A 25,848-nucleotide genomic window follows, 5' to 3' on the forward strand; every position below is an offset into this window, starting at 1 on the left:
AAAAACCAGGGAACAATATGAACGACAGCATCCGCTTCATCCTGAATGGCGAGGACATCACGCTTGGCGATGTCCGGCCGACCGAGACGCTTCTCGATTATCTCCGGTTGAAGCGCCGGCTGACCGGCACGAAGGAAGGATGCGCGGAGGGCGATTGCGGCGCCTGCACCGTCCTTGTCGGACGGCTGATAGACGGCAAGCTACACTATGAGTCCGTCAACGCCTGCATTCGCTTCATGGGGTCGCTGAACGCCACCCATGTCGTCACTGTCGAGCATGTGGCCGCCAAGGACGGCACGCTTCATCCGGTACAGCAGGCGATGGTCGATTGCCATGGATCGCAATGCGGCTTTTGCACGCCGGGCTTCATCATGTCGATGTATGGCCTCTGGCTTTCCAACGACAAGCCGAGCCGCGCAGACATCGAAAAGGCACTGCAAGGCAATCTCTGTCGTTGCACCGGCTATGAGCCGATCGTGAAGGCGGCCGAGCAGGTGAGCCACACCCGCCCGAGCGCGCTCTTTGATCCGCTGGAGAAAACCCGCTCCGAGATCATCTCGCGCCTCTGGGCGATGCGAAACAGTGAGACCGTCACGATCACCACGGCGGAGGGCCGACTGACTCTGCCCGGATCACTGGACGCGCTGGCCCGTGTGCTGTCCGAAGAGCCGAACGCCACGATCGTCGCCGGATCGACCGACGTGGGCCTCTGGGTAACCAAGCAGATGCGTGCCCTGGACCCCGTCGTCTTCATCAACCATCTGACCGATCTGCAGTCGCTCACCGCTGGCGACGGCGGCTTCACGATCGGCGCGGGTGTCACCTACAGCCGCGCCTTCGAGACTATCGCCGGTAAGGTTCCGACGCTTGGCCGCCTCATCAACCGCATCGGCGGCGATCAGGTGCGCAACATGGGTACTATCGGTGGCAATATCGCGAATGGTTCGCCGATCGGCGATATGCCACCACCGTTGATTGCCCTTGGAGCGACGGTGAAGCTGCGCTCCCTGGCCGGAACGCGCATGCTGCGGCTGGAAGATTTCTTCATCGACTACGGCAAGCAGGATCGGCGCCCCGGCGAATTCGTCGAGAGCATTTTCGTGCCCTACCCGGCAGAAGAAACCAAGTTTGCGGTCTACAAGATCACCAAGCGCCGCGATGAAGACATCACGGCGGTTCTCGGCGCCTTCTATCTGACGCTGGACGGCGAAGGCGACGTTAACGACATCCGCATCGCCTTCGGCGGCATGGCCGCAACGCCGAAGCGTGCGCGCAACGTCGAGAATGCGCTTATGGGCCGGCCATGGAACGAACAAACGATCGAAGAAGTGCGTGCAGAGTTCGACGCCGACTTCCAACCGCTGAGCGATTGGCGCGCAACGGCCGAGTATCGCCAGTTGACGACGAAGAACCTGTTGACGCGCTTCTTCCTGGAAACATCCGGCGCACCAGCTGAGCTCCACCGCTTCGAGGAGGTGGCATAATGGACAAGTCGACTTTCGCCGATCCCAAATTCATCATCAACGGCGCGATGCACGATGCCTTGCGCCACGATTCCGCGCACAAGCATGTGACCGGATCGGCCGACTACATCGACGACCTTCCGGAGCCCGCCGGCCTGTTGCACGGCGCACTCGGCCTGTCCGACCGGGCGCACGCCGAAATCGTCAGCATGGATCTCTCGGAGGTCGAAGCGACGCCCGGCGTTGTCTGGGTTCTCACTGGCAAGGACGTTCCCGGCGTCAATGATGTCAGTTCCAACGGTAGCCACGACGAGCCGCTGCTCGCCGAGAAGAAGGTCGAATTCCACAACCAGCCGATCTTCGCCGTCATCGCCGAGACGCGCGAGATTGCCCGGCGGGCCGCCCGCAAGGCGAAGATCGAGTATCGCGACCTGCCGCATTGGAGCGATATTGACGGTGCGCTCGAGAACGGCAGCCCACTCGTCATCACGCCAATGACCCTGCAGCGCGGCGATGCGAAGGCGAAAATGGAAAATGCCCCGCGCCGGCTGAATGGCCAGATGCGGATCGGCGGCCAGGAGCACTTTTATCTGGAAAGCCATATCGCCGTGGCCATCCCCGGCGAGGACGACGACGTTGTCATCTGGTCGTCCACCCAGCATCCGAGCGAAATCCAGCATATCGTCGGTCACGTGCTGAATATTCCGTCGAATGCCATCACCGTCAATGTCCGCCGGATGGGCGGCGGTTTCGGCGGCAAGGAAACCCAGGGCAACCAGTTCGCGGCCCTGGCAGCGATCGCCGCCAAGAAACTGAAGCGTGCCATCAAGTTCCGACCTGATCGCGATGAGGACATGACGGCCACCGGCAAGCGCCATGACTTCCTTGTCGACTACGAACTCGGCTTCGATGATGACGGCCGCATTTACGCGGTCGACGCGACCTATGCGGCGCGCTGCGGCTTTTCTTCCGACCTTTCAGGCCCGGTCACGGACCGCGCTCTTTTTCATGCGGATTCCAGCTACTTCTATCCGCATGTTCATCTAAGCTCGAAACCGCTGAAGACCCATACAGTCTCCAACACTGCCTTTCGCGGCTTCGGCGGACCGCAGGGCATGCTCGGGGCCGAGCGCTTCATCGAAGAGATCGCCTATGCGATCGGAAAGGACCCGCTGGAGATCCGCAAGCTGAATTTCTACGGCCAGCCCGGCTCTGGCCGCACACTGACGCCTTACCACCAGGAAGTCGAAGACAACATCCTCGAACGCATCGTTGGCGAACTGGAAGAAGGCGCTGAGTACCAGGCGCGCCGCAACGCCATCATCGAGTTCAACCGCAATAGCCGCTACATCCGCAAGGGCATTGCCCTGACGCCGGTGAAGTTCGGCATCTCCTTCACCATGACCGCCTTCAACCAGGCGGGCGCGCTCGTGCATGTCTATCAGGATGGCTCGATCCATCTGAACCACGGCGGCACGGAGATGGGCCAGGGTCTTTACACCAAGGTCGCGCAGGTGCTGGCCGACAGTTTCCAGGTCGATATCGAGCATGTGAAGATCACGGCGACGACAACAGGCAAGGTGCCGAACACCTCGGCGACGGCAGCCTCCTCGGGTTCCGACCTGAACGGCATGGCCGCCTACGATGCCGCGCGCCAGATCAAGGAACGGCTAGTCGCCTTTGCCGCCGACAAGTGGGGCGTCCCTCCATCGGACGTCGTCTTCCTGCCAAACCGCGTGCGCGTTGGCGACAAGGAGTTCGCATTTGCGGATTTCGTCAAGCAGGCATACCTCGCCCGCGTCCAGCTTTCGGCTGCCGGTTTCTACAAGACCCCGAAGATCCACTGGGATCGGGCCGCCGGCCGCGGCACGCCCTTCTACTACTATTCCTATGGCGCAGCCTGCTCGGAGGTATCGATTGATACACTGACGGGCGAATACCTCATCGACCGCACCGATATCCTGCACGACGTCGGGCGTTCTCTGAACCCGGCGATCGACATCGGACAAGTCGAGGGCGCCTTCGTGCAGGGCATGGGTTGGTTGACGACGGAAGAATTGTGGTGGGATGAAAAGGGCCGGCTGCGCACGCACGCACCATCAACCTACAAGATTCCGCTCGCCTCTGACCGACCGAAGGTCTTCAACGTACGGCTTGCCGAATGGTCGGAGAATGCCGAGCACACGATCGGCCGCTCCAAGGCAGTCGGCGAACCGCCTTTCATGCTGGCGATTTCGGTGCTCGAGGCCATTTCGATGGCTGTCGCCAGCGTCGCAAATTACAAGGTCTGCCCGAAGCTCGATGCACCGGCAACGCCCGAGCGGGTGCTGATGGCCGTCGAGCGGATGAAGAGGGCCTGACATGACGGGCAGCACGTCGCGGTGCTGCCATCGTTCCCATCCCGGGCCCTACCGCTAGAACTCCCTGTCGTAGCGCGGCTCGCGTCCATCCATGAAACCAAGGTCGCGCTTCACGCGATCCGGCATACCCTCGAGCTCCAGCCTGTCCCATTCCGAAAGCCGGCGCAGCAGCCTTCGGCCAAAGCCGGAGAGCCAACTGGAAGTCCCGGCAGCCCTTGCATGGCTCTCTTGTTCGATAACGGCGCAATCCATAACTTCACCTCAATAATCTGATCCGTTGAGTTGCAGATTGTGCCAATAAATGCTGCAATTCCAATCGAACAATCGTCGGAACACATAAAGAGAACTTATCCATGAAGCTGTCGAAGCAATTTCCGTTGAACGCCCTGCGGGTCTTCGAGGCGGTCGCGCGGCTCGGCAGTTTTACGCGCGCGGGCGAAGAACTCGGCATGACTCAGACTGCCGTGAGCTACCAGATAAAGCTTCTGGAGGAGAATGTCGGCGAGCCGCTGTTCCTGCGTCGTCCACGTCACATCAGTCTGACCGAGACTGGAGAACGGCTGGCTCCACAGGTCACAGAAGCCTTCGAAATGCTGCAACTCGCGATGGCCGAGGCACGCGGCGAAACGGAGGTAACGCTACAGATCACCTGCCTGGCGACATTCGCGTCCCAATGGCTTGCGCGTAAGCTCGGCAATTTTCAGCTCGCCAATCCGAATATCGCCGTACGGCTCAGCACGTCGGATTCGCTGGTCGATTTCGGCCGCGAAGCGGTCGATGTCGGCATACGCTCAGGCAGGGGCGAGTGGCCCGGCCTGCGGGCGGACAAACTGATGGACGTCTACTTCACGCCTATGCTGAGCCCGGCACTCGCGGAAAGCATTGGCGGCATTCATGAGCCCGCCGACCTATTGAAGCTTCGGATTTTCGATCCCACTGATCCTTGGTGGCACCAATGGCTGGACGCAGCTGGTGTACCGATTCCCAGCCTCGAGAAGCGAAGCACAAGCTTCTACGGCGCCCAGGCCTATGAGGCCGCGGCTGCCGTCGCCGGCCAGGGTGTCGCGATCCTGACGCCCGACTTCTATCCGGAAGAGCTTGCAAGCGGGAAGCTGATCCGCCCATTCGAACTGCAATGCACCGATGGCCGAGGCTATTGGCTCGCCTATCCGGAGAACCGTCGCAACGTCCCTAAGATCAAGGCATTCCGAAATTGGATTCTTGCGGAAATGAACGCCGCCGGGATCGACGGCAGCTAATAGCCCATCTGTGGCGCGTAGAAACAGCGCGGCGTATCCTCGTTCGGGAACAGGCAGAGATGGTAGTCGCCATCGCCCGAACGCATCGCTTTGCCCATGGGAAGAAGGAACACATGCGCATGCGTGACAAGCCGGTGATCCCCCGGCAGCAGCGTCACTCGATAGCCGTGCGGCGTGATCGCTACGCTCTTTGGTGGGATCATCTGGCAGTCGCCGGTCTCGCTGTCACCATTGCAACAGAACGGCTCATAGCTCCAGCCCGACGGCGCATCATGCGCGTAAGCACAGGATGCGAATGCAATCATCACACACACAAGAATGCTGCGCATGGGCATCATCTCCGTTGATGAAAGCGCCGCCGGGACGAAGCGGTTTCCACCTCAGCCCGACGGCCTCAAAATGAAATTGTAATCGAAACGTGACATTTCAAGCCACTTTCCATGCTGCACAGCGGCGCTGACAGCCCCCTTTGTTCGGGGGCGCCGTACCATTTCGCGCGCCCACCTCTCGACAGCCGGCAAGCGGTCTCTAGAGTGCCGAGCGTCGCCGGCACAGAGAGCATCCAATGAAAAAACGTCGACATGTTGGCCTAGTATGCTTTGTCTCGATGCCGCTCGCGCTGCATGCCCAGGAGCGCAGGCTTCAGGTAGAGGATCTGATGGCGATCGACGTCGGCGAGGTCCGCAAGGTGAGCAGCCCGGAAAACGGCGTTGATATGGTTTATGTATTGCAGCCTTATCAGGATCGGATTTTCTTCGCGTTCGAGGGCCGGGACAGGTCAACGAGACACTCGACACGATCGGTTACAAGGGCGACGAAGGCAGTTGGGCGGTGCTGTCAATCACCGGCTCCCACGTCGACATGCTCCGGGTAGGTCGCTCCCGCAAACCTTGATCTCCTCAACGAACATGAAGGGAACCACCTGGCTCTACCGGCAGGTTTCGAGCCTCGAGCGTGCGCGGACGGATCGCACGCCGCCTTTTCAAAAGTTCGTTACCGTGATCGGCTCTACGTTATTCTCGGCAATAGCTCCGAGTAACCGCAATCCTCTTTCCTCCGGGCGCGTCTTTCTGCAAAGTGACGAGTCGAGGGAAGAACAGGGGAACTCTATGTATGAATATGCCATAGCGTGGGAATGGTTGGCTTTTGCGGCCCGCTGGTTTCACGTCATTACCGCGATTGCGTGGATCGGCTCGTCCTTTTATTTCATTGCGCTCGACCTCGGCCTAGTGAAGCGGCCGCACCTTCCGCCCGGCGCCTATGGCGAGGAATGGCAGGTTCACGGCGGCGGCTTCTATCACATCCAGAAGTATCTGGTGGCGCCCGCGCAGATGCCCGAGCACCTGACCTGGTTCAAATACGAAAGCTATTTTACCTGGCTCTCCGGCTTCCTGATGCTCTGCATCGTCTACTATGGCGGCGCCGATCTCTTCCTCATCGACCGCCATGTGCTCGACATTACCGCTCCGGTCGCGATCCTGATCTCGCTCGCCTCGCTTGCGGTTGGCTGGGTCATCTACGACCTCTTGTGCAAGTCGCCGCTCGGCAAGAACACCTGGGGCTTGATGGCGGTTCTCTACGCCGTGATCGTCTTCATGGGCTGGGGCTACACGCAGCTCTTTACCGGCCGCGCCGCCTTCCTGCATCTCGGCGCCTTTACGGCAACGATCATGTCGGCCAACGTTTTCATGATCATCATCCCGAACCAGAAGATCGTCGTCGCCGACCTGATCGCCGGGCGCACGCCCGATGCCAAGTACGGCGCGATCGCCAAGCAGCGCTCACTCCACAACAACTACCTGACGCTGCCCGTGATCTTCTTCATGCTGTCGAACCACTATCCGCTGGCCTTCGGCACCGCCTATAACTGGGTAATCGCCGCCCTCGTCTTCCTGATGGGCGTCACCATCCGCCACTGGTTCAACACGACGCATGCGAGGAAGGGCCGCCCGACCTGGACCTGGATCGTCACCGTGATCCTTTTCATCCTGATCATGTGGCTGTCCACGGTGCCGCAGGTGCTAACCGGCGAGAAGGATGCGCAAGCGGTTGCCCCCGCCTTTCAGCAATTCGCCGGCGACCCGCATTTCCCCGCGGTCAAGCAGCTTGTCGGCACGCGCTGTTCCATGTGCCATGCCGCCGAACCGGTTTATGAAGGGCTAGCGCGGCCGCCAAAGGACGTCGTCCTCGAAACCGATGCGGAAATTGCCGCTCATGCGCGCGAGATCTATATACAGGCGGGCCGCAGCCACGCCATGCCGCCCGGCAACTTGACCGATATCACCCCGGATGAGCGCAAGCTGCTCGTCGCCTGGTTCGAAAGCGCAGTCGAAGGCAAACAGGAATGATCTCAGCCACCCTTCGCGCCCTGCTCCTCGCCGCCACCCTGACCGCCTGCGGGCAGAGCGGAGCGGATGCTTCGGGATCGGAGGGCGGCGCGGCACCAGCCGCTGGCAATTTTTCAGGCGTTCTGAACGCCCTTGGCACCGAGCCCTTCTGGGCGATCAAGATCCGCACCGACGGGCTCACGTTCAGCCGTCCAGGTATCGAGGACGTCAAAAGCGCCAACTCCGGTCCGGTCATCGAGAACGATCGCGCCACGTGGACGATCGCCGACGGGCCGGCACCCTTCAAGCTGACGCTGACCAAAGGGGATTGCTCAGACGGCATGTCCGATCGTCACTACACGCTGAACGCGGTTCTGGCATTCGGAGACAAGACCATGTACGGCTGCGCCGACACTCCGGCGGCCATTGCCGCCCAGCCGGCGCCCTGACGCCAACGGCGCAACAAGAAGACAATCGACAGAGACAGAAAGCCATGACACATACCCTCCTCCGCGGCCGCCTGCTTTCCTTCCTGCGCGCACCCCAAGATCTTGGCGATAGTGGAAGCTATCTCTACGAAAGCGACGGCGCCCTCCTGATCAAGGATGGCCTGATCGTTGCCTGCGGCGCCTATGACAAGGTGAGCCCGCACGCCCCCGCCGATGCCGTAACCGTCGACCATCGTCCGCATCTGATCATGCCTGGCTTCATCGACATGCACCTGCATTTCCCGCAGATGCAGGTCATTGCCTCCTATGCGGCAAACCTGCTGGAATGGCTGAACACTTATACTTTCCCCGAGGAATGCCGCTTCGTCGAAAGCGATCACGCCCAGCGCATCGCCACGCATTTCTACGATGAGCTCGTGCGCCACGGCACGACGACGGCCGTCGCCTACTGCTCCGTCCACAAGACCTCCGCCGACGCCTTTTTCGCAGAAGCGCTGAGGCGCAGCATGCGCATGATCGGCGGCAAGGTGATGATGGACCGCAACGCCCCGCAGGGGCTGCTCGACACACCTCAGATGGGCTATGACGAGACCCGCAAGATCATCGCGGACTGGCACGGCAAGGCGCGCTGCCACGTCGCCATCACCCCGCGCTTCGCGATTACCTCGACGCCCGCACAGATGGAGGCCACCCAGGCGCTTGCCCGCGAGTTTCCCGACCTCCACATCCAGACTCACCTCTCCGAGAACCACGACGAGATCAAGTTCACCTGCGAGCTTTATCCCGAGGCGATCGACTACACCGACATCTACGCGCGCTACGGCCTGCTCGGCGACAAGACGCTCTTCGGCCACTGCATCCATCTTTCGGATCGCGAGGCCGATGCGATGAGCGAAGCAGGCTCGGTCGCGGTGCATTGCCCGACGTCGAACCTCTTCCTCGGCTCGGGTCTTTTCCCGCTGAAGGCGCTTGCGCGCCGCGAAAAGCCGGTGCGCATCGGGGTCGCGACCGACATTGGCGGCGGCTCCAGCTATTCGATGCTGCGCACGATGGACGAGGCCTACAAGATCCAGCAGCTGCTCGGCGAACGCCTGAACCCGTTGGAGAGCTACTATCACATAACATTGGGCAACGCCCGGTCGCTGTCCCTTGCCGACAGGATCGGTACGCTCGATGTCGGCTCCGACGCCGATATCGTCGTCCTCAACGCCGCCGCAACGCCCGCCATGGCGCTCAAGATGGAGGTCGTGAAGACGCTGCCGGAAGAACTCTTCCTGCTGCAAACCATGGGCGACGACCGCGCGATCGTGGAGACCTATGTGGCAGGCGTCGCCGCCAAGAGTGCGATCTGAGATCTGCCCGTTGAGGTCGGCATCGGTCCGCAGCGAGCAGGCGAATTTCGTATGCCTCACCCCCGGTAGCGAAGCGCATTGACCAGCAGGGCGAAGGCCGGCGACGTCTGCCGGCTGCTCGGATAATAGAGATGATATCCGGGGAACGGCGCACACCAATCCTCAAGGACGCGAACGAGCCGTCCATCGGACAGTGGCTGCCACACCAGCGCCTCCGGCATAAACGCCAGACCGAGGCCAGAAAGCGCTGCGTTCAGCCGTAACTGCGCGTTGTTGAACACCAACTGCCCCTCCACCCGCACCTTTACCTCTCGCCCTTCTTTCTCGAACTCCCAGGCATAGACCCCGCCATAGGTCGGCAGGCGCAGGTTGATGCAGTTGTGGTCGGTGAGTTCGGCAGGCGCCTGCGGCTTGAGCTGCCGGTCGAAATAGGCAGGCGCTCCGACGACAGCCATCCGCATGTCCGGCCCGATGCGCACAGCGATCATGTCCTTCGCCACCTGCTCGCCAAGGCGGACGCCGGCGTCATAGCGCTCGGCGACGATGTCGGTCAGCCCGTAGTCGACGATGATCTCGACATTGATATCGGGATAATCAGGCAACAGCCTCTCCAGCGCGGGCCAGAGTATGGCGTCAGCGGCGTGCTCTCCCGCGGTGATGCGGATCGTACCCGCCGGCTTCTCGCGAAATTCGCTGAGCGCAGCCAACTCGCTCTCGATCTCATCGAAACGCGGCCCGATCGAGCTCAGCAGACGCTCGCCTGCCTCCGTCGGCGACACGCTGCGTGTCGTGCGCGTCAGCAGCCGCAGGCCGAGGCGTGTTTCAAGGCCGCGGACGGTATGGCTGAGCGCCGATTGCGACACGCCGAGCTTGGCCGCGGCCTTCGTGAAGCTTCTCTCCCGCGCCACGGCCAGAAAGGCGATGAGGTCGTTGATCGATTGCCGCGTCATTCATGAATCTCACTCATAAGCTTATGCCGTTTATACCATCTAATCGCAGGAAAGCATCCGCACTAGATCTTCTTCCGAACGTCGGCCGAGCAGCACGCTCCTGAGCTCACGAAAGGACGAAAGATGAAAATCAAGCGAAACGGCTCCGATCCATCCGCCAAGGGACCGGCGGATTATTTCACTGGGACGGTCCGCATCGATGCGCCGTTCAACGGGGCGGCGCCAGCACGCGTCGGCGGTGCAACGGTGACCTTCGAGCCCGGCGCCCGCACCGCCTGGCACACCCATCCGCTCGGTCAGACGCTGATCGTCCTCTCCGGTACCGGCCGCGCACAGCGTGACGGCGGACCTGTGGAAGAAATTCGCGCCGGCGACATCATCTGGTTCGAACCGGGCGAAAAGCACTGGCACGGCGCATCCGCGACAACAGCCATGACCCACATCGCGATCGCCGAAGCCCTCGACGGCAAGGTGGTCGACTGGATGGAAACGGTCACCGACGAACAATACCAGGGCTAGGAAAGGGAAATTCCATGCAGAAGCGCACACTCGGAAAAAGCGGCCTCGAAGTCTCCGCGCTCGGCCTCGGATGCATGGGCTTAAGCTATGGCTACGGCCCGGCAATGGACACCGCGGACGCGATCAAGTTAATCCGCGCCGCCTTCGAACGCGGCGTCACCTTCTTCGACACCGCGGAAGCCTACGGTCCCTACAAGAACGAGACCCTGCTTGGCGAGGCGCTGGCGCCATTCCGCGACAAGGTCGTCATCGCCACCAAGTTCGGCTTCAACTTCGGCCCGGATGGCGGCCAGAGCGGCATGAACAGCCGCCCTGCTCATATCAGAGAGGTTGCCGATGCGGCGCTGAAGCGCCTCAACACCGACGTGATCGACCTCTTCTACCAGCACCGCGTCGATCCTGACGTGCCGATCGAGGATGTCGCCGGCACGGTCAGGGACCTGATCAGCGAAGGCAAGGTCAAGCACTTCGGCCTTTCGGAAGCCGGCGCCAGGACGATCCGCCGCGCGCATGCAGTGCAGCCGGTCGCCGCGCTGCAGAGCGAATATTCGCTGTGGTGGCGCGAGCCAGAACAGGACATCCTGCCGACGCTCGAGGAGCTTGGCATCGGCTTCGTTCCGTTCAGCCCGCTCGGCAAGGGCTTCCTGACCGGCGCGATCAATGAGACGACCACCTTCGACAGCAAGGATTTCCGTAACGTCGTTCCGCGCTTTTCCGCCGAAGCCCGCAAGGCCAATCAAGCGCTCGTCGATCGCCTCGGCGAGATCGCCCGCGACAAGGGCGCGACCCCGGCACAGATCGCGCTTGCCTGGCTGCTGGCCCGCAAGCCCTGGATCGTTCCGATCCCCGGAACGACAAAGATGCACCGTCTGGAAGAGAACATCAGCGCCGCTGCCGCGCAGCTGACGGCGGAAAACCTTGCCGCCATCGAAACCGCGCTCGCTGGCATAAAGGTCGAGGGTGACCGCTATCCGGCACACCTACAGGCAAGGGTCGACCGCTGAGCGGTGACCAAGCGAAGGGAAAGGATCTGTCATGACTACAGTATCAAGGACAAGGTCGTCGTGATCACCGGCGCGAGCAGCGGCCTTGGTGAAGCGGCGGCCAGACACCTGGCGCGAGACGGCGCCAAACTCGTTCTCGGCGCCCGGCGTCTCGACCGGCTGAATGCGATCGCCGACGAACTCGGCCTCGGCAGCGACGCCGTCGTCGAGACCGACGTAACTAAGGTCGATCAGGTCAAACGCCTGGTCGACCACGCCGTTCGGCTGCATGGCCGCGTCGACGTCATCATCAACAATGCCGGCCTGATGCCGCACTCTCCGCTGGAGCGCGGCAAGGTCGAGGATTGGGACCGCATGATCGACGTCAACCTCAAGGGCGTGCTCTACGGCATTGCCGCAGCGCTGCCCTATATGAAGCAGCAGAAGAGTGGCCATCTCATCAACGTCTCGTCGGTCACCGGCCACAAGGTCAATCCGGGCGGCGCCGTTTATGCCGCGACCAAGCATGGCTTGCGCATCATTTCCGAAGGGCTGCGGCAGGAGGTAAAGCCCTTCAACATCCGCACGACGATCATCTCGCCGGGCGCCGTTGCGAACCGAGCTGCCCGACAGCATCACTGAACCTGACGTCGCCGAGCGCGTCCGCAAGGTCTACGCAATGGCGATCCCGGCCGACTCTTTCGCGAGGATGGTTGCCTTCGCCATGAGCCAGCCGGAGGATGTCGACGTCAACGAGATCCTGTTCAGGCCGACCAAGCAAGAATATTGACTAGGGGCGGCCGGCTCAGGCCGCCTCTTAGCCCCAACCACCTGCGCTATTGCCCACGGAAATGCCCGCAGCTGCTAGCCGGACCACGGAATCGACTTCAGCGCCTCCATCACAACCCGGATGATCGGCACGTTGCGGATGTCGGCATGGACGACGAGCCAGAACTCCCGAGTCAGCGGCTGCCGCTGAGGAATAGCCTCGACGAGATCATCACGACCCGCCAGCATGAAATTTGGCAGCATGGCGATGCCGCCGCCAGCGCGCGCCGCCGCCAGCTGGAATTCCAGCGTCGTTGCCCTTAGTGCCACCTTCCTTCCCTCAGTCGCGTCGGCGAGCCGGATCGACTGCGGTGCGCTCGCCATCGTTTCATCGTAGGCGATGAAAGTCCGCTGTTCCTCCAACGTCGCGGCCAGATAGGCAGCCGTGGCATAGAAGCCGAAGCCGACATTCCCAAGCTTGCTGATGACGAAATTGCCCTGTTCCGGCTTCGTCATGCGGACCGCAATATCCGCCTCCCGCCTGTCGAGTGACGCATAGCGGGTCTCGCCGACGATGGTGATACCAATATCTGGGTGGCGGGCTCGCAAGGCGACCAGCGCTGCCGGCAGCATTGCAGCCGCGAGCGTCGGTGGCGCGCTGATCCTGACCTCGCCGGCAAGCGTCGCGCCGGCCGCAAGCCCCAAGCGTTCGATGGCCTGCGCCTCCTGCCCCATCCGCTCCGCCATGCCCGCCACCCGCTCGCCCTCCGGCGTCAGCACGATGCGCCGACCGCGCCGGTCGACCAGCTTCACACCCATCTGCTCCTCGAGCCCGGCCACTCGACGGGCAACTGTCGCGTGCTCCACTCCGAGGGCGCGCGCAGCTCCGAGCAACGTTCCGGCACGAGCGAGCGCCGCGAAGTAGCGAAGGTTTTCCCAATCGATCATTGTTCATTTTTTCCCATGCAATGAGAAACGATAGGGAATTTTCGACCATAACGCCATGGGCGATGATGGCTGCAGCAGCAATCGGAGAGCACGTTTCATGGATAAGGCCGTTACGCTTCTCGCACCAGGAGGCATCGAGCAACTACAGGTATCAGAACAGCAGCCGCAGGAGCCTGGCGCAAACGAGATCCGCATCCGTCACGACGCGATCGGTATGAATTTCCTCGATATCTACCACCGTCGCGGGCTCTACGCCCTGCCGGCCTATCCCGCCGTACTCGGGGTCGAGGGAGCAGGCACTGTCGAAGCCGTTGGAAGCGCCGTCACGAGACTGAAACCCGGCGATCGCGTAGCCTATGCCGGCGCGCCTGTCGGCGCCTATGCCGCGACAAGGCTCTTGCCGGCGGCCCGCGCCGTTCTCCTACCCGATGGCGTACCTTCAAAGGTTGCGGCCGCGTCCATGCTCAAGGGGCTGACAGCGTACATGCTCTTGACGAAGACCTATCGCGTCGAGCCCGGAACGACCGTTCTCATTCATGCCGCCGCCGGCGGGCTTGGAAGTATTCTCGTGCGGTGGGCAAAGTATCTCGGCGCTACAGTCATCGGAACCGTGAGTTCGGAGGAGAAGGCCGATCTCGCCCGCAGCTACGGTGCGGACCATCTGATCATCGGCCGAGACGCAGATGTCGTCGCCGCAGTGAAGCGGTTGACGGACAGCCGCGGCGTCGATGTCGCGTATGACGGCATCGGGGGCGGCATGCTGGCAAAATCCATAGCGGCCCTTCGTCCCTTCGGTGTCGTCGCCACAATCGGACAGGCCGGCGGGCCGATCCCGCCTGTCTCAGTTGATGAGCTTCGCCCCGGAAAATCGCTGACACATCCCAGCGTCATGGCTTACATCACGGACACTGCAGCCTACCTGACGGCAGCTGAAGCCGTGGTCGGAATGCTGGCTTCAGGCATAACGTCGACAATTGCCCGCGAATACCCTCTAGAGGCGGCTGCGGAAGCCCAGCAATTCCTTGAGGAAGGACGGGCGGCAGGCAGCCTGATTCTTGTCCCATAGGCGACGAAAGAGATACACAAAGCCTCGGAAATCATGTTAAGGGCCATGGCGTTATTCAGATGTGAAAGTCTTATCCATGGCCACTCCTCTCACAATCGCCGACCTCAAGAGCCTCGCCCAGCGCCGCGTCCCGAAGATGTTTTTCGACTATGCGGATTCGGGTGCCTGGACGGAGTCGACCTACCAGGCGAACGAGAGCGATTTTGCCAAGATCAAGCTGCGCCAGCGCGTCCTCGTCGACATGACGAACCGGACACTTGAAACGACCATGATCGGCCAGAAAGTGTCGATGCCAGTGGCGCTCGCCCCGACTGGCATGACTGGCATGCAGCACGCAGACGGCGAAATGCTGGCAGCCCGTGCTGCGGAAGAAGCCGGCGTTCCCTTCACGCTGTCGACGATGAGCATCTGCTCGATCGAGGATGTCGCCTCGGTTACCACCAGGCCATTCTGGTTCCAGCTCTACGTGATGCGCGACAAGGATTTCGTGCTCAACCTGATCAATCGCGCCAAGGCGGCGAAGTGCTCGGCTCTCGTATTGACCGCTGACCTGCAGATCCTCGGCCAGCGCCACAAGGACCTGCGCAACGGTCTCTCCGCCCCCCCGAAGTTCACGCCGAAGCACATCTGGCAGATGGCGACACGCCCCTTCTGGTGCCTCGACATGCTGCAGACCAAGCGCCGCAGCTTCGGCAACATCGTCGGCCACGCCAAGAATGTTTCCGATCTCTCGTCGCTCTCCTCCTGGACCGCCGAACAGTTCGACCCGCAGCTCTCCTGGGCCGACGTCGCCTGGATCAAGGAGCAGTGGGGCGGCCCGCTGATCATCAAGGGCATCTGCGACGTCGAGGACGCCAAGGCAGCAGCAGAAACAGGCGCCGACGCCATCATCGTTTCCAACCATGGTGGTCGCCAGCTGGACGGCGCCCCCTCTTCGATCAGCATGCTGGAGCCAATCGTCGATGTGGTCGGCCACAAGATCGAAGTGCATCTCGACGGCGGCATCCGCTCCGGCCAGGACGTGTTGAAGGCAGTAGCCCTCGGCGCCAAGGGCACCTATATCGGCCGCCCCTTCCTTTACGGCCTCGGCGCCATGGGTAAGGACGGCGTTACACTCGCGCTCAGCATCCTCCGCAAGGAGATGGACATCACCATGGCGCTCTGCGGCAAGCGCGACATCAACGACGTCAATTCTTCCATACTGCTCGGTCGGCAGTAAGAAAAGAAGCTACGGCATCCAACCGGTCGCGAGCGCGCCTGCCCAATCCGGGCGGGCGTTTTCATTTGCGAGGCGCGACATGGCCATGTAGTCGTAGGCGACCGTGCGGAAGGCAGGGAGCCAGCCGGTCTCGCCCTTTTCCAGGATACAATAGGACGCCAGCGGGTGGCCGGTCTCGACCTTGTGGTAATGCGGTCGATCGTCGTCATAGGCCGGGCAGCCGACGCTGCCGGGATTGACGATCAGCCTGTCATCGCTGAGGCGAACCAGTCGCGGGATATGGCTATGGCCACAGAGGATCAGCGGGAAATCCGCGCCCGTGGCCAACGCCTCGATCTCTGCAAGCGGCTTCAGGAAGACATGGCCTTCCGTAGACACGGATTCCAGCCAATAGGTGCTGTCGTTCGCAGGCGTCGCGTGGCAAAGGTAGACCTCGCTCCGATAAACGGCGCTCGTCGGCAGGCCGCGCAACCATTGCAGGTCGTCCGCCGTCAGCTGATCAAACGCTGCCGTGTCCGAAAGATGCATGGCCTCGCGCTGCTGTTCGATCAGATAGCGATCGTGATTGCCGCGGACGGTTAGCATGTCTCGCTCCCGCAGAAGCTCCGCAGTTCGCCCTGCCGTCAGCGGGCCGCTGAAACAATCGCCGAGATTGACGATCTCGGTAACGCCCTGCGCCGCGATATCGGCCAGCACCGCCTCGAGCGCCAGATGGTTGCCGTGTACATCCGCGATCGCCGCAAACCGCATCACCTAGCTACCGCGATAGGTCGAATAGCCGTAAGGCGAGATCAACAAGGGCACGTGGTAATGCGCGGTGACGTCGGCAATACCGAAGCGGATGGGCACGAGATCCAGAAAGGCCGGGTGTGGCAGAGCAATACCCTCGGCGCGCAGATAGTCTCCGGCATGAAAGACGAGTTCATAAGTCCCCGCCTTGAAGCTATCGCCGATCAGGATCGGCCCGCCGTCGACGCGGCCGTCGGAATTGGTCTTGACCGTCTTCATATGGCGACGGACCTCTCCTTCAAGGTGAAAGAGATCGATCCGCAATCCCTCGGCCGGCTTGCCGGACGCGGTATCTAGTACGTGGGTGGTCAGTCCGGTCATAGGCTCGGCTCGCTGATGATGAAGGGCCTTTCGAAGAAGTATTCTTCCAGATTGTTGCCGGGTCCCTCGCGGTCGACAACAAGGAAATCGCTTACGGCGCCAAGCGACATCAACGGGTGGTGCCAGGTATTGCGGCGATAGTTCACGCCCTGATCGCCCCGCGCCAGAAACACCCGCGGACGACCGGGCCTGCCGCCCTCGTCCTCGGAGACGACGACGAGATAGGGGCGGCCGGAGATAGGCGAAAAACTCTGGCTGCCGAACGGATGCCGCTCCATCATGTCAACTTCATAGGGAAAGTGGCGCGGCTGCCCGCGAAACAGGTTGATGATGACGCGCGCGCCCTCGCCTGCCGCTTCGGCAGCGGCAAGCGCATGGAAGCGCTCGGTCGTTCCGTTGTTGATATAGCGCATCGTTACCGGATCGGCTTCGATGATATCACCGAAGGGCGCAAAGGCGGATTTGGTCAGCGGAACAATATCGAGGATTTGAGACATGTCTTTATTCGCCTTCGGCACGCCAATTGCGCACGAGGTCAAGTCTGTAGAGCAGGTCGGGAACATCGTCTTTCGCGGTCGCCCAAACCTTGTCGAGATCGATGTCGAAATAGCCATGAGCAATACGATTGCGCATGCCTCGCATCGCGCCCCAAGGGAACTCGGGGTGCTCTACCATAAACTCGGGATGGATCTTTATGAGTTGTGCAGCGATCTCCGAAGCCATCAGGAGGCTCATTCCGACCGCCCGCTGAAGGATGATGTCAGCCAGAAAGTGCTCCTTACTGACATCGGTGACCATTTGATGGGCATCGGTAGCGGCTTGCCGCATGCGCTCCAGCAGGTAGGAAATTCGCTCGAGGCTCATATGGGCTTCGCTTCCGAAAGGACACGGATACGCACGGGTTCGGGAAAGTCGCCGGGCGTCAGCAGATGGATGGACGTACCCAGCATCATCTGTTCCAGTGCGTCCTGCAAGCCGCCCAGCGTCAACAATGTGCTGCCCGGCAGCGCATCCACCAGAATATCCAGATCGCTGTCCGGCCGGTCCTCGCCGCGCGCCACGGAGCCGAAGACACGTGGGTTCGCCGCGTTGAAGCGCTTCGTCACTTCGCGGATCGCCTGCCTGTTCTTCTCCAGCACTTCGGATGGCCTCATGGCGCAACTATAAGTCACGGGCGCAAAAGAGAAAAGCACCAAGGAGCTGCCTGTCTCAACGCCCCGGCAGTATCATCTCAAGGCGCAGAAACGCGATACGCTCGACCTGTGCGGTGGCTGTTTCGAACTCTTCATCGCGCGTGTTGTCGATGCGCTTTTCGAAGGCAGCCAGAATGTCATCCTTGTTCAGGCCCTTAACCGCGATGATGAAGGGAAAGCCGAACTTTTCGACATAGGCCGTGTTGAGCTCGGTGAAGCGGCCATGTTCCGCGGCGCTCAGCCGATCGAGCCCGGCGCCTGCCTGCTCTTTCTTGCTGTCTTCGGTAAGCTCACCCGCTATCGCGAGACGTCCGGCAAGATCGGGATGGGCACGCAGCACGCCGAGCCGCTCCTCCGGACTCGCCGCCCGGAAGATGGCGACGAGCGCCGTGTGGACACGATCCACCGTCAGTTCGTCGCCGACGAAACCGTCGTCATAGGCACGCTCGGCAATGAACGGCGAATGTTCAAAGACACCGCCGTAGCGTGACACGAACTCGTCCCGCGAAAGCATCAGATTGTCTCCGGCTTGTGGTGGGCATGCCAATGCTGCGCGATCTCGATTCGCCTGGGTATCCACACCTTGTCGTGCTTCAGCACATATTCGATGAAGCGTTTCAACGCTGCGGCGCGACCGGGACGACCGACGAGACGGCAATGCAGGCCAACCGACATCATCTTCGGGCTGCCGGCCTTCCCCTCTTCATACAGCGTATCGAAGGCATCCTTGAGGTAAGTGAAGAACTGATCGCCGGAATTGAAGCCTTGCGGCGTTGCAAAGCGCATGTCGTTCGTCTCGAGCGTATAGGGTATGATCAGGAACGGGTTGTCATCGACACCCTTCACCCAAAACGGCAGATCGTCGGCATAAGAGTCAGAGGAATAAAGGAAACCGCCCTCTTCCATGACGAGGCGCAGCGTGTTGTCCGAAGGCTTGCCTTGGTACATTCCGTAGGGACGTTCGCCGGTCAGTTCCGTGTGGAGGCGCACGGCTTCCTGGATATGCTTGCGCTCGACGTCTTCCTGGAAGTCCTTGTACTCAAGCCAGCGGTACCCGTGGCTGGCGATCTCCCAACCGGCTTCCTTCATGGCCGCGACCGCCTCCGGGTTGCGCGCCATAGCAAGCGTCACCCCATAAACGGTGGCCTGAACCTTGAGCTCCGTGAACATGCGCCACAAGCGCCAGAACCCGGCGCGCGAGCCATATTCGTAAATCGATTCCATATTGAGGTTTCGCTGACCCGGCCAGGACGCGGCACCGACAATTTCCGACAGAAGGTTTTCGGAGGCAGGATCGCCATCGAGAATGCAGCTTTCGCCGCCTTCTTCGTAATTGATAACGAACTGAACGGCCACGCAGGCATCGCCCGGCCACTTCGGGTCGGGCGTGTTGCGACCGTAACCGATCAGATTGCGCGGATAAGTTTCGGATACCATGAAATCACCTTCCTGAAAGTCGGCGAAACGGTAGCATCCAGAGAAGGAATGTCGAGACGGAAAGTACGCAACAGAGTTTTGCCTTTGCGGCGCAAACTCTTAGGCCAGTGTAGAAACACGATCTCGACGTGCGCTGACCTTGCCCATCGGATGCAGCGAATGCACGCTAAACGGCCCGCCATTCCCCTCTTCGACCATCAGCGCGACATTGGCGACCTTGACGGGATCGGCGAGGACTGGCTCGAAGGCGTTCCGAAGCGCCTGCTCGACCCGTGGCATGTCGCAGTGGCTGACAGGACCGGTCAGCGGCATATGAAAGCGAAACTCGTCCATCACAAAAGGGCTGCCCCAGCGATACAGATTGGCGAACTGCGCCGCCGACAGGCCACCCGGGTCCGTCCGCTCGATTTCTGCCTCGCTCAACGGCGCCCGGAATCGGTCGAACTCTTGAACGACGGCACTGGAAAGATAGTGGACATGTTCGCAAGGCCGCGACGGAACGAGACTGTAGAATACACCGAGCCTCGCCACCTCAAGCTGATGGATGTGAAACGGCGTCAGCGTTCCACAGAAGCGCATCAGATCCCGCAGAAGTTGCGCCTCCGTTACGTCGGCGGCGAGGCGGAAGGGCGCCTTCAGAACACCTTGGAAGCCATAGCGGCGCGGTAGCGCCGTATGGAAGGCAATCTCGTGAATGCTCAGGCCGCGGATCGCTGTCGGCTCGACCATCTCGCCAGAGAACACGTTTCGACCCAACCAGTTTGCAGCCACGTGCGAAAGCGGGTCGCTCGCAGCGGGTGTAAAGCAAATGGCATAGCGCATCCAATTTCCTCCGTCGAACAAACGGCACAGCCCTCCGTCGGCGCCGCGGTTGCGCTAGCAGATAGGTGATTTGCATGACAGAATAACGAAAGGCAGGAGGTGCTAATTCACGTTTAGCGTGAAGCGACGCAGATGTGATTGGCGAGCAAGAAGCTTTCCGGCAGCGCGAAGGGCGGCTGGCGGCCGGCCGCGAGGTGGATCGCTGCCGCAGCCAGACGGTGCGCCAGGCCGAAGCTGACCTTGAAGCCGCCGGTCAATGCGATCAGGCCGGCATGGTCGGGATGGACGCCGATCATCGGATCACGATCGATCGCTTTCGGCCGCAGACCGGCCCACCGCTCAACAACGGGCGCGCCTCGCAACGCCGGCACCAATTGGGCAGATGCCTCAAGCAGCGCGTCGAGCTGCTCGTCCGTCGAGAATGGTTCGTCGAAGCGATTCTCGCTGGTGCTGCCGACGGCGACATGGCCGCCCTCATGCGCAACGATATACAGCCCGTCGCGAAAGATCGTCGGCAAGGACGGGGCTATGTCGACTTTCAGCAGGGCTGCCTGGCCTTTGACGGGCTGGCCCAGCGGCTTCACAAGGCCACCGGTATACCGCTGCAGCAATGGAAAGGATTGGTGGCCGGCAGCGACAATGCACTGTCTGAAAGCAATGTCACCTGCACTGGTAATCGCAACCTTGCGCTCAAGATCGAGATCATCGACCGAAACGTTTTCGGCAACGCGGACGCTCCGTGCGTCGCGCAGTGATGCCGCTAGGAGCGCGATGAGCGACCGCGGCGCGACTCTGGCGGCAAGCGTGTCGTGCACGAAGCCGCTTTCACCTGCCGCTGCGTCCAGCCAGTTGTCCTGGGGAGGCTTGTCGAGCACGCGCCAGTGGTAGCGCTGCTCGCCGGCGATCCAGCGATGCTTGGCATCCCGGGAATGACCGAGCGCGATCTCGCGCAAATGCGGCTTCGGCAGCGGAATGAGGCGGCCCGAGCGCCGATAGCCGGCGGAAAGACCGGTCTGCCGTTCCAACGCTGCAATCTCCGCCTCCAGAGAAACGAGCGCATCGAACTGAAATTGCTTCTTGGCATTCCACTTGTCCGGCATGTGCGGCATCAGCGCCCCGAGCAGGCCGCCGCTCGCGCCGTGACCTAGCCGGCCGGCTTCGATGAGCCATGCATTGATGCCCAGGCGTTCCGCCTGAACCGCTGCCCATAGCCCCATGATACCGCCACCGATGATCAGCAGGGCAGTCGATGATTGACCGGAACGCGCGGTCGGACTATCGGCTTTTGGCATGACAGATACTGATCCCGAAAAGAGTGCTGGCCCCCACCAGCCGCTGGAGTGGCGCGACGGCGATATGCCCTATTCACCGGCCTTTGGCGACCATTTTTATTGCCAGACCGATGGCCGGCTGGAATGCGGACACGTTTTCCTCGCCGGCAACGGCCTGCCGCAGCGCTGGCAGGATAACGGCGACTTCCTGATCGGTGAGCTCGGCTTCGGCACAGGTTTGAATTTCGCCGAAACGTGGCGGCAATGGAAACTCTTTCGGCGCAACGGGCAGCAACTGCACTTCATGTCGTTTGAACTTTATCTGATGCGGCGTGGGGAAATCGACCGTGCGCTTTCTCATTGGGCCGAGATCGACATCGAGCGGCAAGCCCTGGCGGCCGCCTGGCCGGAAACGCCGGAAGCAAGCGTCTTCCTGCGGCTCGATGACCAGACGTCGCTCAGCGTTATCCGCGGCCATGCTCTCGAAGGCGTCGCGGCCGCGCAAGCCGGCTTCGATGCCTGGTATCTCGACGGCTTCGCCCCATCGCGCAATGCCGACATGTGGTCTGAGGAATTGATGCGCCTCGTCTGCGAGAAGACGAAGCCAGGCGGAACCTTCGCGACCTATGCGGCGGCCGGCTTTGTCCGACGAAACCTGATCGCCGCCGGCTTTGCGGTGGAGCGTCGTGCCGGCTTTGCCGGAAAACGCGAGATGCTCTGCGGCATCAAATCCTAGACCCCGCGTGCTGCTCGCTCGCGCGCAGCCACTGCGCAAGCTTCTCTTCGAGCAGTTCCGGGCTGATCGGTTTTGACATGTAATCGTCCATTCCGGCGTCCAGGCAGAGATCGCGGTCGACCTCCAGCGTATGCGCCGTCACTCCGATGATCGGCACGCGATGACCTTGTACGCGTTCGCGATCGCGTATTGCGCGCGTCGCGTCGTGGCCGTTCATGACAGGCATCGAGACATCCATCATGATGATGCGTGGTGCGCAGCGATCCCATGCCTCGACCGCCTCCTCGCCGTTGCCGACGACGAGAAAACTGAGGCCGGTTTCCTGCAATATCTGCGTAAAGACGATCTGGTTGACTTCGTTATCTTCCGCAACCAGCACGTCGATGAACTCCGCCGGCGGCCATTCGGAAGGCTCAGCTTTGGCGAGCGGCGGCGGCGCTGCCTCCGGAACCGTCTTCCCCGCCGCAGCGATCTGTTTCGTGCGACTTGCCCGCACGACGTCAACGATGGTGTTTCGCAGCACGTTGGCCCGCGCCGGCTTCATCAAATAGGCTTGACCGTTAAGCGCGGCGAACTCTTTCTCCGTCCCGGAAATGTCCATTGAGGTCAGGAAGATGATCGGCAGCCGTTCAAAGCGGCTGTCGGCGCGCAGCTTCCGTGCGATGTCGGCGCCGTTCATGCCCGGCATCTGGTAATCCAGCACGACCGCATCGATCTCGATGCCCAACTCGTTCGCTGCGGCGATTATTGCCATGGCCGCCGGTCCGTCCTCGGCGGCGGCCCCATCGAAGCCCCAGAGGTCCAGCTGCTCGGCCAAAATCTGTCGGTTGACCGCGTTGTCGTCGACGATGAGAACGCGCGCACCCGTCACGTTGACCGGCAAGGGCTTTGGAGCAAGGCGCGCCGCTGCCACGGTGAGAGGCAGGTTTACCGTAAAGACCGAGCCCTCCCCCGGTTCGCTGTCCACCTCGAGGTAGCCGCCGAACAAGTCGACCAGCCCTGCCGTGATGGCAAGGCCAAGCCCGGTTCCCTCATGGCGACGCGTGGAGGATGAGTCGATCTGCGAGAACTTGTCGAAAATGGAGTCGAGCTTGTCGCCCGGGATGCCGATGCCGGTATCCTCGACCCGGATGCGCGCCATGATTTCGTCTTCCGCGCCCGGCGTAAAGCCGACGTCCACAAGGACGTGACCGCGCTCGGTGAACTTTATGGCATTGCCGACGAGATTGGCGATGATCTGGCGGAAGCGGCCGGCGTCACCGATCACGGCCGACGGCAAATCGGGTGCCGCGCGCACCAGCAGCTCTATGTTCTTCTCAGCCGCCGGCGAAGACAGGAGCGTTGTAACGTCCTCGATCGCCTCGACCAAATCGAACGTCGTGCGCCTGAGGGTCATCTGGCCGGCGTCGATCTTGGAGAAGTCGAGAATGTCGTTGATAATCGTCACCAAGGCGTTGCCCGACTTGGCGATGATATCGATGAACGTCTTCTGGCGCGTGTCGAGATTGGTCTTCGCCAGCAATTCGGCCATTCCGAGAACGCCGTTCATCGGCGTTCGGATCTCATGGCTCATATTCGCCAGGAACTCCGACTTGACGCGATCGGCGGCTTCCGCCCGGGATAGCAACCGCTCAAGCTCGGCCTCACGCTGCTTCGCTTCGGTGACATCGGTGAACAGCGCAACCCAGTGCTGCCGCTCGCTGATCGTCGCATCCAGGTTAACCCAGCGCTCTCCGGCGACATGGAACGGCGTCGAAATCGGCTTCTTGGCCGCGATATTATCGCGCCAGCTCTGCAGGATTTCATCTTCCTGCCCGTGAAAGTCGCCACGTTCGGCGCAAAACCGGAACAGATCGATCCACCCCCGTCCAACTGCGAGATATTCAGGTGGTATGGCGAGGATCTCGCAGAGTGGCTCGCTGGCAAGCAGGATGTTGCCGTCCTGAACGATCAAGAGGCCCTGCGACATCGCCCGTGTCGCGTCCTCCATCAAGTCGCCGAGATGCGCGAGAGCCGCCCGCGTTTCGTGAATTTCCTTCTCCCGCTGGCGGACCGCAGTGACATCAGTATAGGAAAGCAGGACGCGACCGTTGGAAAGGCGGCCGCCCTCGAACAGGACCCGCTTGCCGTTAACCCAGCCCAGTTCTATTGGCGGCTGCTGTTCCGCAGCAAAATGCTTCTCGCGCCGGGCAAGGATCTGCTCCGGCGTGAGCCTGTCCCCATAGCGACCGAGTTGGTGATTGCGACGGATGACGTCGATGAAGGCCAAGCCGTCGAAGCGGTCGTCACGTGGTAGATCCCAGACATCGTAGAACTCGTCATTGGCGTAGAGGACGTTGCGCTCTTCGTCGAGGATCATGACACCGACTGGGAGAGCACGAAGAATGCCTTCAAGATCGTCCGTCAGCGCCCGGCTGCGAGCCAAGTCGGATGCCGAAAGGGTCGGCTTGGCCCCTGTCAGCTGATCGCCGCCGTCTTGATGTGGAGCTGTCCTTTCAAAAATACCGAGCACATAGACGCGGTCTTCGGACGGCGAGAAACTCTCGATCCGCACCCGCTCGCGCCCGAAGCCCCTGCTGTCCAAACAAACGGCACTTTCCTCACTCGCGAAGACGAGCGCGCGCCGCTCCTTGTCTTCGCGGGCCTCCTCTTCCGGCGTATCGATAAGTTCTCGGCTCCGGCAGCCGATGAAATCAGGGATCTCCCTTCCGAAGAAGGATGCATAGGCCTCGTTGACGGCCACATAGCGAAGCTCGCTGTTCTTGACATAGGCGGGGCGCTCCAGATCCGCGATCCGGCGGCAGGCCAGCTCGAGAAGGTCCCCGCTCGATGTCAAAGTTGGTCCTCAGTCAGGAAAAGCTTACTCATCGAGCAAGTATAACGGGCGCTCTTTAACAACCCTTTAACCATAATGCAGCGGCACCCTGCAGGACGCAGGTAACCTGTGCTCTAGCGCCGGCGCGGCCGCTGCGATGCAGCAGTTCAAACCGAATAAACCCTGCGGAACTGTGGTATAGTTTCACTCGTTTCTAAAATGAACTCGTTCAGTTGGCCCGTATACCCGAACGGTTTCGCCTGACGGCTTCAGGAACAAGCATCGTCTACGAAAGGAGACGACCATGTCCGTACTTCATAAAAGCATGGCGGCGGGCTTAATGGCATTGACCCTGACGGGTACAACCCTCATCCCGGCAACGCCCGCGAACGCCAATCATGACTTCTGGGGAGGCGTTGCCGTTGGAGCAGTCGGCGGCCTGCTGCTGTCGCAGGTTGGGCGCCCCTACGCCTATTACGGCTATCCGGGCCCATACTATCGACCGTACTATCGGCCGTATTACAGGTCCTACTATAGGCCGTACTACCAACCCTATTATGGGGGCTACTACAGGCCGGCATATCGGAGCTATTACAGGCCTTATTCGCGGTACTACTACGCGCCTCGGTGCCATATCGTATGGCGGCACAACGGTTGGGGCGACGCTTACCGGACACGGGTCTGCTACTGAGAACGGCGCTGGCATAGGGTGTCGCTGCGGTGGGCGTTGAGCCTGTGCTCTTGACTTTTGGCCCCAACTAGACCAAATGCAGGCCAGCTTTCACCTTCCGGCCGCCGCGT

General features: G+C 61.4%; 26 protein-coding genes and 1 pseudogene. 13 read left to right on the forward strand and 14 right to left on the reverse strand.

What is annotated here, in order from left to right; translation table 11 throughout:
- Nucleotides 1-17: 17 nt before the first annotated feature.
- Nucleotides 18-1,484, forward strand: a complete 1,467-nt coding sequence (gene xdhA, locus RHIBUN_RS0117060; RefSeq protein WP_025660443.1) for a xanthine dehydrogenase small subunit — start codon at nt 18-20, stop codon at nt 1,482-1,484.
- Entirely contained in the window at nt 1,484-3,823 is a 2,340-nt protein-coding gene (gene xdhB / locus RHIBUN_RS0117065; RefSeq protein ID WP_025660444.1) for a xanthine dehydrogenase molybdopterin binding subunit, read from the forward strand. Before xdhA ends, xdhB begins: the two co-directional genes overlap by 1 nt.
- Nucleotides 3,824-3,877: 54 nt before the next feature.
- On the opposite strand, the gene RHIBUN_RS33540 is transcribed toward xdhB, so the two are convergent.
- Nucleotides 3,878-4,075, reverse strand: a complete 198-nt coding sequence (locus RHIBUN_RS33540) for a hypothetical protein (protein WP_037216974.1) — start codon at nt 4,073-4,075, stop codon at nt 3,878-3,880.
- A gap of 101 nt (nt 4,076-4,176) precedes the next feature.
- Here RHIBUN_RS33540 and RHIBUN_RS0117075 point away from each other — a divergent pair, with 101 nt between their 5' ends.
- On the forward strand, nt 4,177-5,082 hold the full coding sequence (locus RHIBUN_RS0117075; protein ID WP_018857533.1) for a LysR substrate-binding domain-containing protein: 906 nt from the start codon (nt 4,177-4,179) through the stop codon (nt 5,080-5,082).
- Here RHIBUN_RS0117075 and RHIBUN_RS0117080 read toward each other — a convergent pair.
- On the reverse strand, nt 5,079-5,411 hold the full coding sequence (locus RHIBUN_RS0117080; protein WP_018857532.1) for a hypothetical protein: 333 nt from the start codon (nt 5,409-5,411) through the stop codon (nt 5,079-5,081). The genes RHIBUN_RS0117075 and RHIBUN_RS0117080 overlap by 4 nt on opposite strands.
- Before the next feature lie 780 nt (nt 5,412-6,191).
- Here RHIBUN_RS0117080 and puuD point away from each other — a divergent pair.
- The 3 genes from puuD to guaD are packed head-to-tail and all read left to right on the forward strand — an operon-like array spanning nt 6,192 to nt 9,210.
- A complete protein-coding gene (puuD, locus tag RHIBUN_RS0117085) occupies nt 6,192-7,430 on the forward strand; it encodes a urate hydroxylase PuuD (protein WP_025660445.1) in 1,239 nt (412 codons plus the stop codon).
- Nucleotides 7,427-7,858 carry a membrane protein gene (locus tag RHIBUN_RS0117090; RefSeq protein ID WP_025660446.1) on the forward strand — a complete coding sequence of 144 codons (432 nt, stop codon included), beginning with the start codon at nt 7,427-7,429 and terminating at the stop codon, nt 7,856-7,858. Before puuD ends, RHIBUN_RS0117090 begins: the two co-directional genes overlap by 4 nt.
- Before the next feature lie 44 nt (nt 7,859-7,902).
- On the forward strand, nt 7,903-9,210 hold the full coding sequence (gene guaD, locus RHIBUN_RS0117095; protein WP_025660447.1) for a guanine deaminase: 1,308 nt from the start codon (nt 7,903-7,905) through the stop codon (nt 9,208-9,210).
- Nucleotides 9,211-9,266: 56 nt separating this feature from the next.
- On the opposite strand, the gene RHIBUN_RS0117100 is transcribed toward guaD, so the two are convergent.
- Nucleotides 9,267-10,160, reverse strand: a complete 894-nt coding sequence (locus RHIBUN_RS0117100) for a LysR family transcriptional regulator (RefSeq protein ID WP_025660448.1) — start codon at nt 10,158-10,160, stop codon at nt 9,267-9,269.
- A gap of 123 nt (nt 10,161-10,283) precedes the next feature.
- Here RHIBUN_RS0117100 and RHIBUN_RS0117105 point away from each other — a divergent pair, with 123 nt between their 5' ends.
- From RHIBUN_RS0117105 to RHIBUN_RS33545, 3 genes and pseudogenes are all read left to right on the forward strand, one after another.
- Nucleotides 10,284-10,679 carry a cupin domain-containing protein gene (locus RHIBUN_RS0117105; RefSeq protein WP_018857525.1) on the forward strand — a complete coding sequence of 132 codons (396 nt, stop codon included), beginning with the start codon at nt 10,284-10,286 and terminating at the stop codon, nt 10,677-10,679.
- A 14-nt stretch (nt 10,680-10,693) separates the two neighbouring features.
- The gene (locus RHIBUN_RS0117110; protein WP_018857524.1) at nt 10,694-11,683 is read left to right on the forward strand and encodes an aldo/keto reductase; all 990 of its coding nucleotides are present in this window, start codon (nt 10,694-10,696) and stop codon (nt 11,681-11,683) included.
- Between the two features lie 24 nt (nt 11,684-11,707).
- Nucleotides 11,708-12,452: pseudogene (locus tag RHIBUN_RS33545) on the forward strand (SDR family oxidoreductase).
- Between the two features lie 74 nt (nt 12,453-12,526).
- Here RHIBUN_RS33545 and RHIBUN_RS0117120 read toward each other — a convergent pair.
- Nucleotides 12,527-13,378: a LysR family transcriptional regulator gene (locus RHIBUN_RS0117120; RefSeq protein ID WP_018857523.1), complete on the reverse strand. Its 852-nt coding sequence runs from the start codon at nt 13,376-13,378 to the stop codon at nt 12,527-12,529.
- Nucleotides 13,379-13,475: 97 nt separating this feature from the next.
- Here RHIBUN_RS0117120 and RHIBUN_RS0117125 point away from each other — a divergent pair, with 97 nt between their 5' ends.
- Both RHIBUN_RS0117125 and RHIBUN_RS0117130 read left to right on the forward strand, forming a co-directional pair.
- Nucleotides 13,476-14,444: a quinone oxidoreductase gene (locus tag RHIBUN_RS0117125; protein WP_025660449.1), complete on the forward strand. Its 969-nt coding sequence runs from the start codon at nt 13,476-13,478 to the stop codon at nt 14,442-14,444.
- 76 nt (nt 14,445-14,520) lie between these two features.
- A complete protein-coding gene (locus RHIBUN_RS0117130; protein ID WP_025660450.1) occupies nt 14,521-15,663 on the forward strand; it encodes an alpha-hydroxy acid oxidase in 1,143 nt (380 codons plus the stop codon).
- Nucleotides 15,664-15,672: 9 nt separating this feature from the next.
- On the opposite strand, the gene RHIBUN_RS0117135 is transcribed toward RHIBUN_RS0117130, so the two are convergent.
- The 9 genes from RHIBUN_RS0117135 to RHIBUN_RS0117175 form a co-directional block, all read right to left on the reverse strand.
- Nucleotides 15,673-16,413: a metallophosphoesterase family protein gene (locus RHIBUN_RS0117135; protein WP_025660451.1), complete on the reverse strand. Its 741-nt coding sequence runs from the start codon at nt 16,411-16,413 to the stop codon at nt 15,673-15,675.
- A gap of 3 nt (nt 16,414-16,416) precedes the next feature.
- Entirely contained in the window at nt 16,417-16,773 is a 357-nt protein-coding gene (gene uraH, locus RHIBUN_RS0117140; RefSeq protein ID WP_018857519.1) for a hydroxyisourate hydrolase, read from the reverse strand.
- Entirely contained in the window at nt 16,770-17,270 is a 501-nt protein-coding gene (locus tag RHIBUN_RS0117145; RefSeq protein WP_025660452.1) for an ureidoglycolate lyase, read from the reverse strand. Before RHIBUN_RS0117145 ends, uraH begins: the two co-directional genes overlap by 4 nt.
- Nucleotides 17,271-17,274: 4 nt before the next feature.
- On the reverse strand, nt 17,275-17,637 hold the full coding sequence (locus tag RHIBUN_RS0117150) for a HepT-like ribonuclease domain-containing protein (protein WP_025660453.1): 363 nt from the start codon (nt 17,635-17,637) through the stop codon (nt 17,275-17,277).
- Nucleotides 17,634-17,927 carry a nucleotidyltransferase family protein gene (locus RHIBUN_RS0117155; RefSeq protein ID WP_025660454.1) on the reverse strand — a complete coding sequence of 98 codons (294 nt, stop codon included), beginning with the start codon at nt 17,925-17,927 and terminating at the stop codon, nt 17,634-17,636. The genes RHIBUN_RS0117150 and RHIBUN_RS0117155 overlap by 4 nt, the downstream gene beginning before the upstream one ends.
- Before the next feature lie 55 nt (nt 17,928-17,982).
- A complete protein-coding gene (gene uraD, locus RHIBUN_RS0117160) occupies nt 17,983-18,480 on the reverse strand; it encodes a 2-oxo-4-hydroxy-4-carboxy-5-ureidoimidazoline decarboxylase (protein ID WP_018857515.1) in 498 nt (165 codons plus the stop codon).
- Complete coding sequence (puuE, locus tag RHIBUN_RS0117165) at nt 18,480-19,403, reverse strand: allantoinase PuuE (RefSeq protein ID WP_018857514.1); 924 nt, start codon at nt 19,401-19,403, stop codon at nt 18,480-18,482. The genes uraD and puuE overlap by 1 nt, the downstream gene beginning before the upstream one ends.
- A gap of 99 nt (nt 19,404-19,502) precedes the next feature.
- A complete protein-coding gene (locus RHIBUN_RS0117170; protein ID WP_025660455.1) occupies nt 19,503-20,225 on the reverse strand; it encodes a DUF1045 domain-containing protein in 723 nt (240 codons plus the stop codon).
- 113 nt (nt 20,226-20,338) lie between these two features.
- Nucleotides 20,339-21,517, reverse strand: a complete 1,179-nt coding sequence (locus tag RHIBUN_RS0117175; RefSeq protein ID WP_025660456.1) for an FAD-binding oxidoreductase — start codon at nt 21,515-21,517, stop codon at nt 20,339-20,341.
- Here RHIBUN_RS0117175 and mnmD point away from each other — a divergent pair.
- Entirely contained in the window at nt 21,516-22,232 is a 717-nt protein-coding gene (gene mnmD, locus RHIBUN_RS0117180; RefSeq protein WP_025660457.1) for a tRNA (5-methylaminomethyl-2-thiouridine)(34)-methyltransferase MnmD, read from the forward strand. The two genes, RHIBUN_RS0117175 and mnmD, sit on opposite strands and share 2 nt — an antisense overlap.
- Here the strand turns inward: mnmD and RHIBUN_RS0117185 are convergent.
- Nucleotides 22,222-25,068, reverse strand: coding sequence for a response regulator (locus RHIBUN_RS0117185; RefSeq protein WP_025660458.1), 2,847 nt, complete (start codon nt 25,066-25,068; stop codon nt 22,222-22,224). The genes mnmD and RHIBUN_RS0117185 overlap by 11 nt on opposite strands.
- A gap of 283 nt (nt 25,069-25,351) precedes the next feature.
- Between RHIBUN_RS0117185 and RHIBUN_RS35410 the strand changes: the two genes are divergently transcribed.
- The gene (locus RHIBUN_RS35410; protein WP_082728539.1) at nt 25,352-25,738 is read left to right on the forward strand and encodes a hypothetical protein; all 387 of its coding nucleotides are present in this window, start codon (nt 25,352-25,354) and stop codon (nt 25,736-25,738) included.
- Nucleotides 25,739-25,848: the final 110 nt, after the last annotated feature.

Source organism: Rhizobium sp. IBUN (genome assembly GCF_000510625.1).
In the GTDB taxonomy this organism is placed as follows: Bacteria; Pseudomonadota; Alphaproteobacteria; order Rhizobiales; family Rhizobiaceae; genus Rhizobium; species Rhizobium altiplani.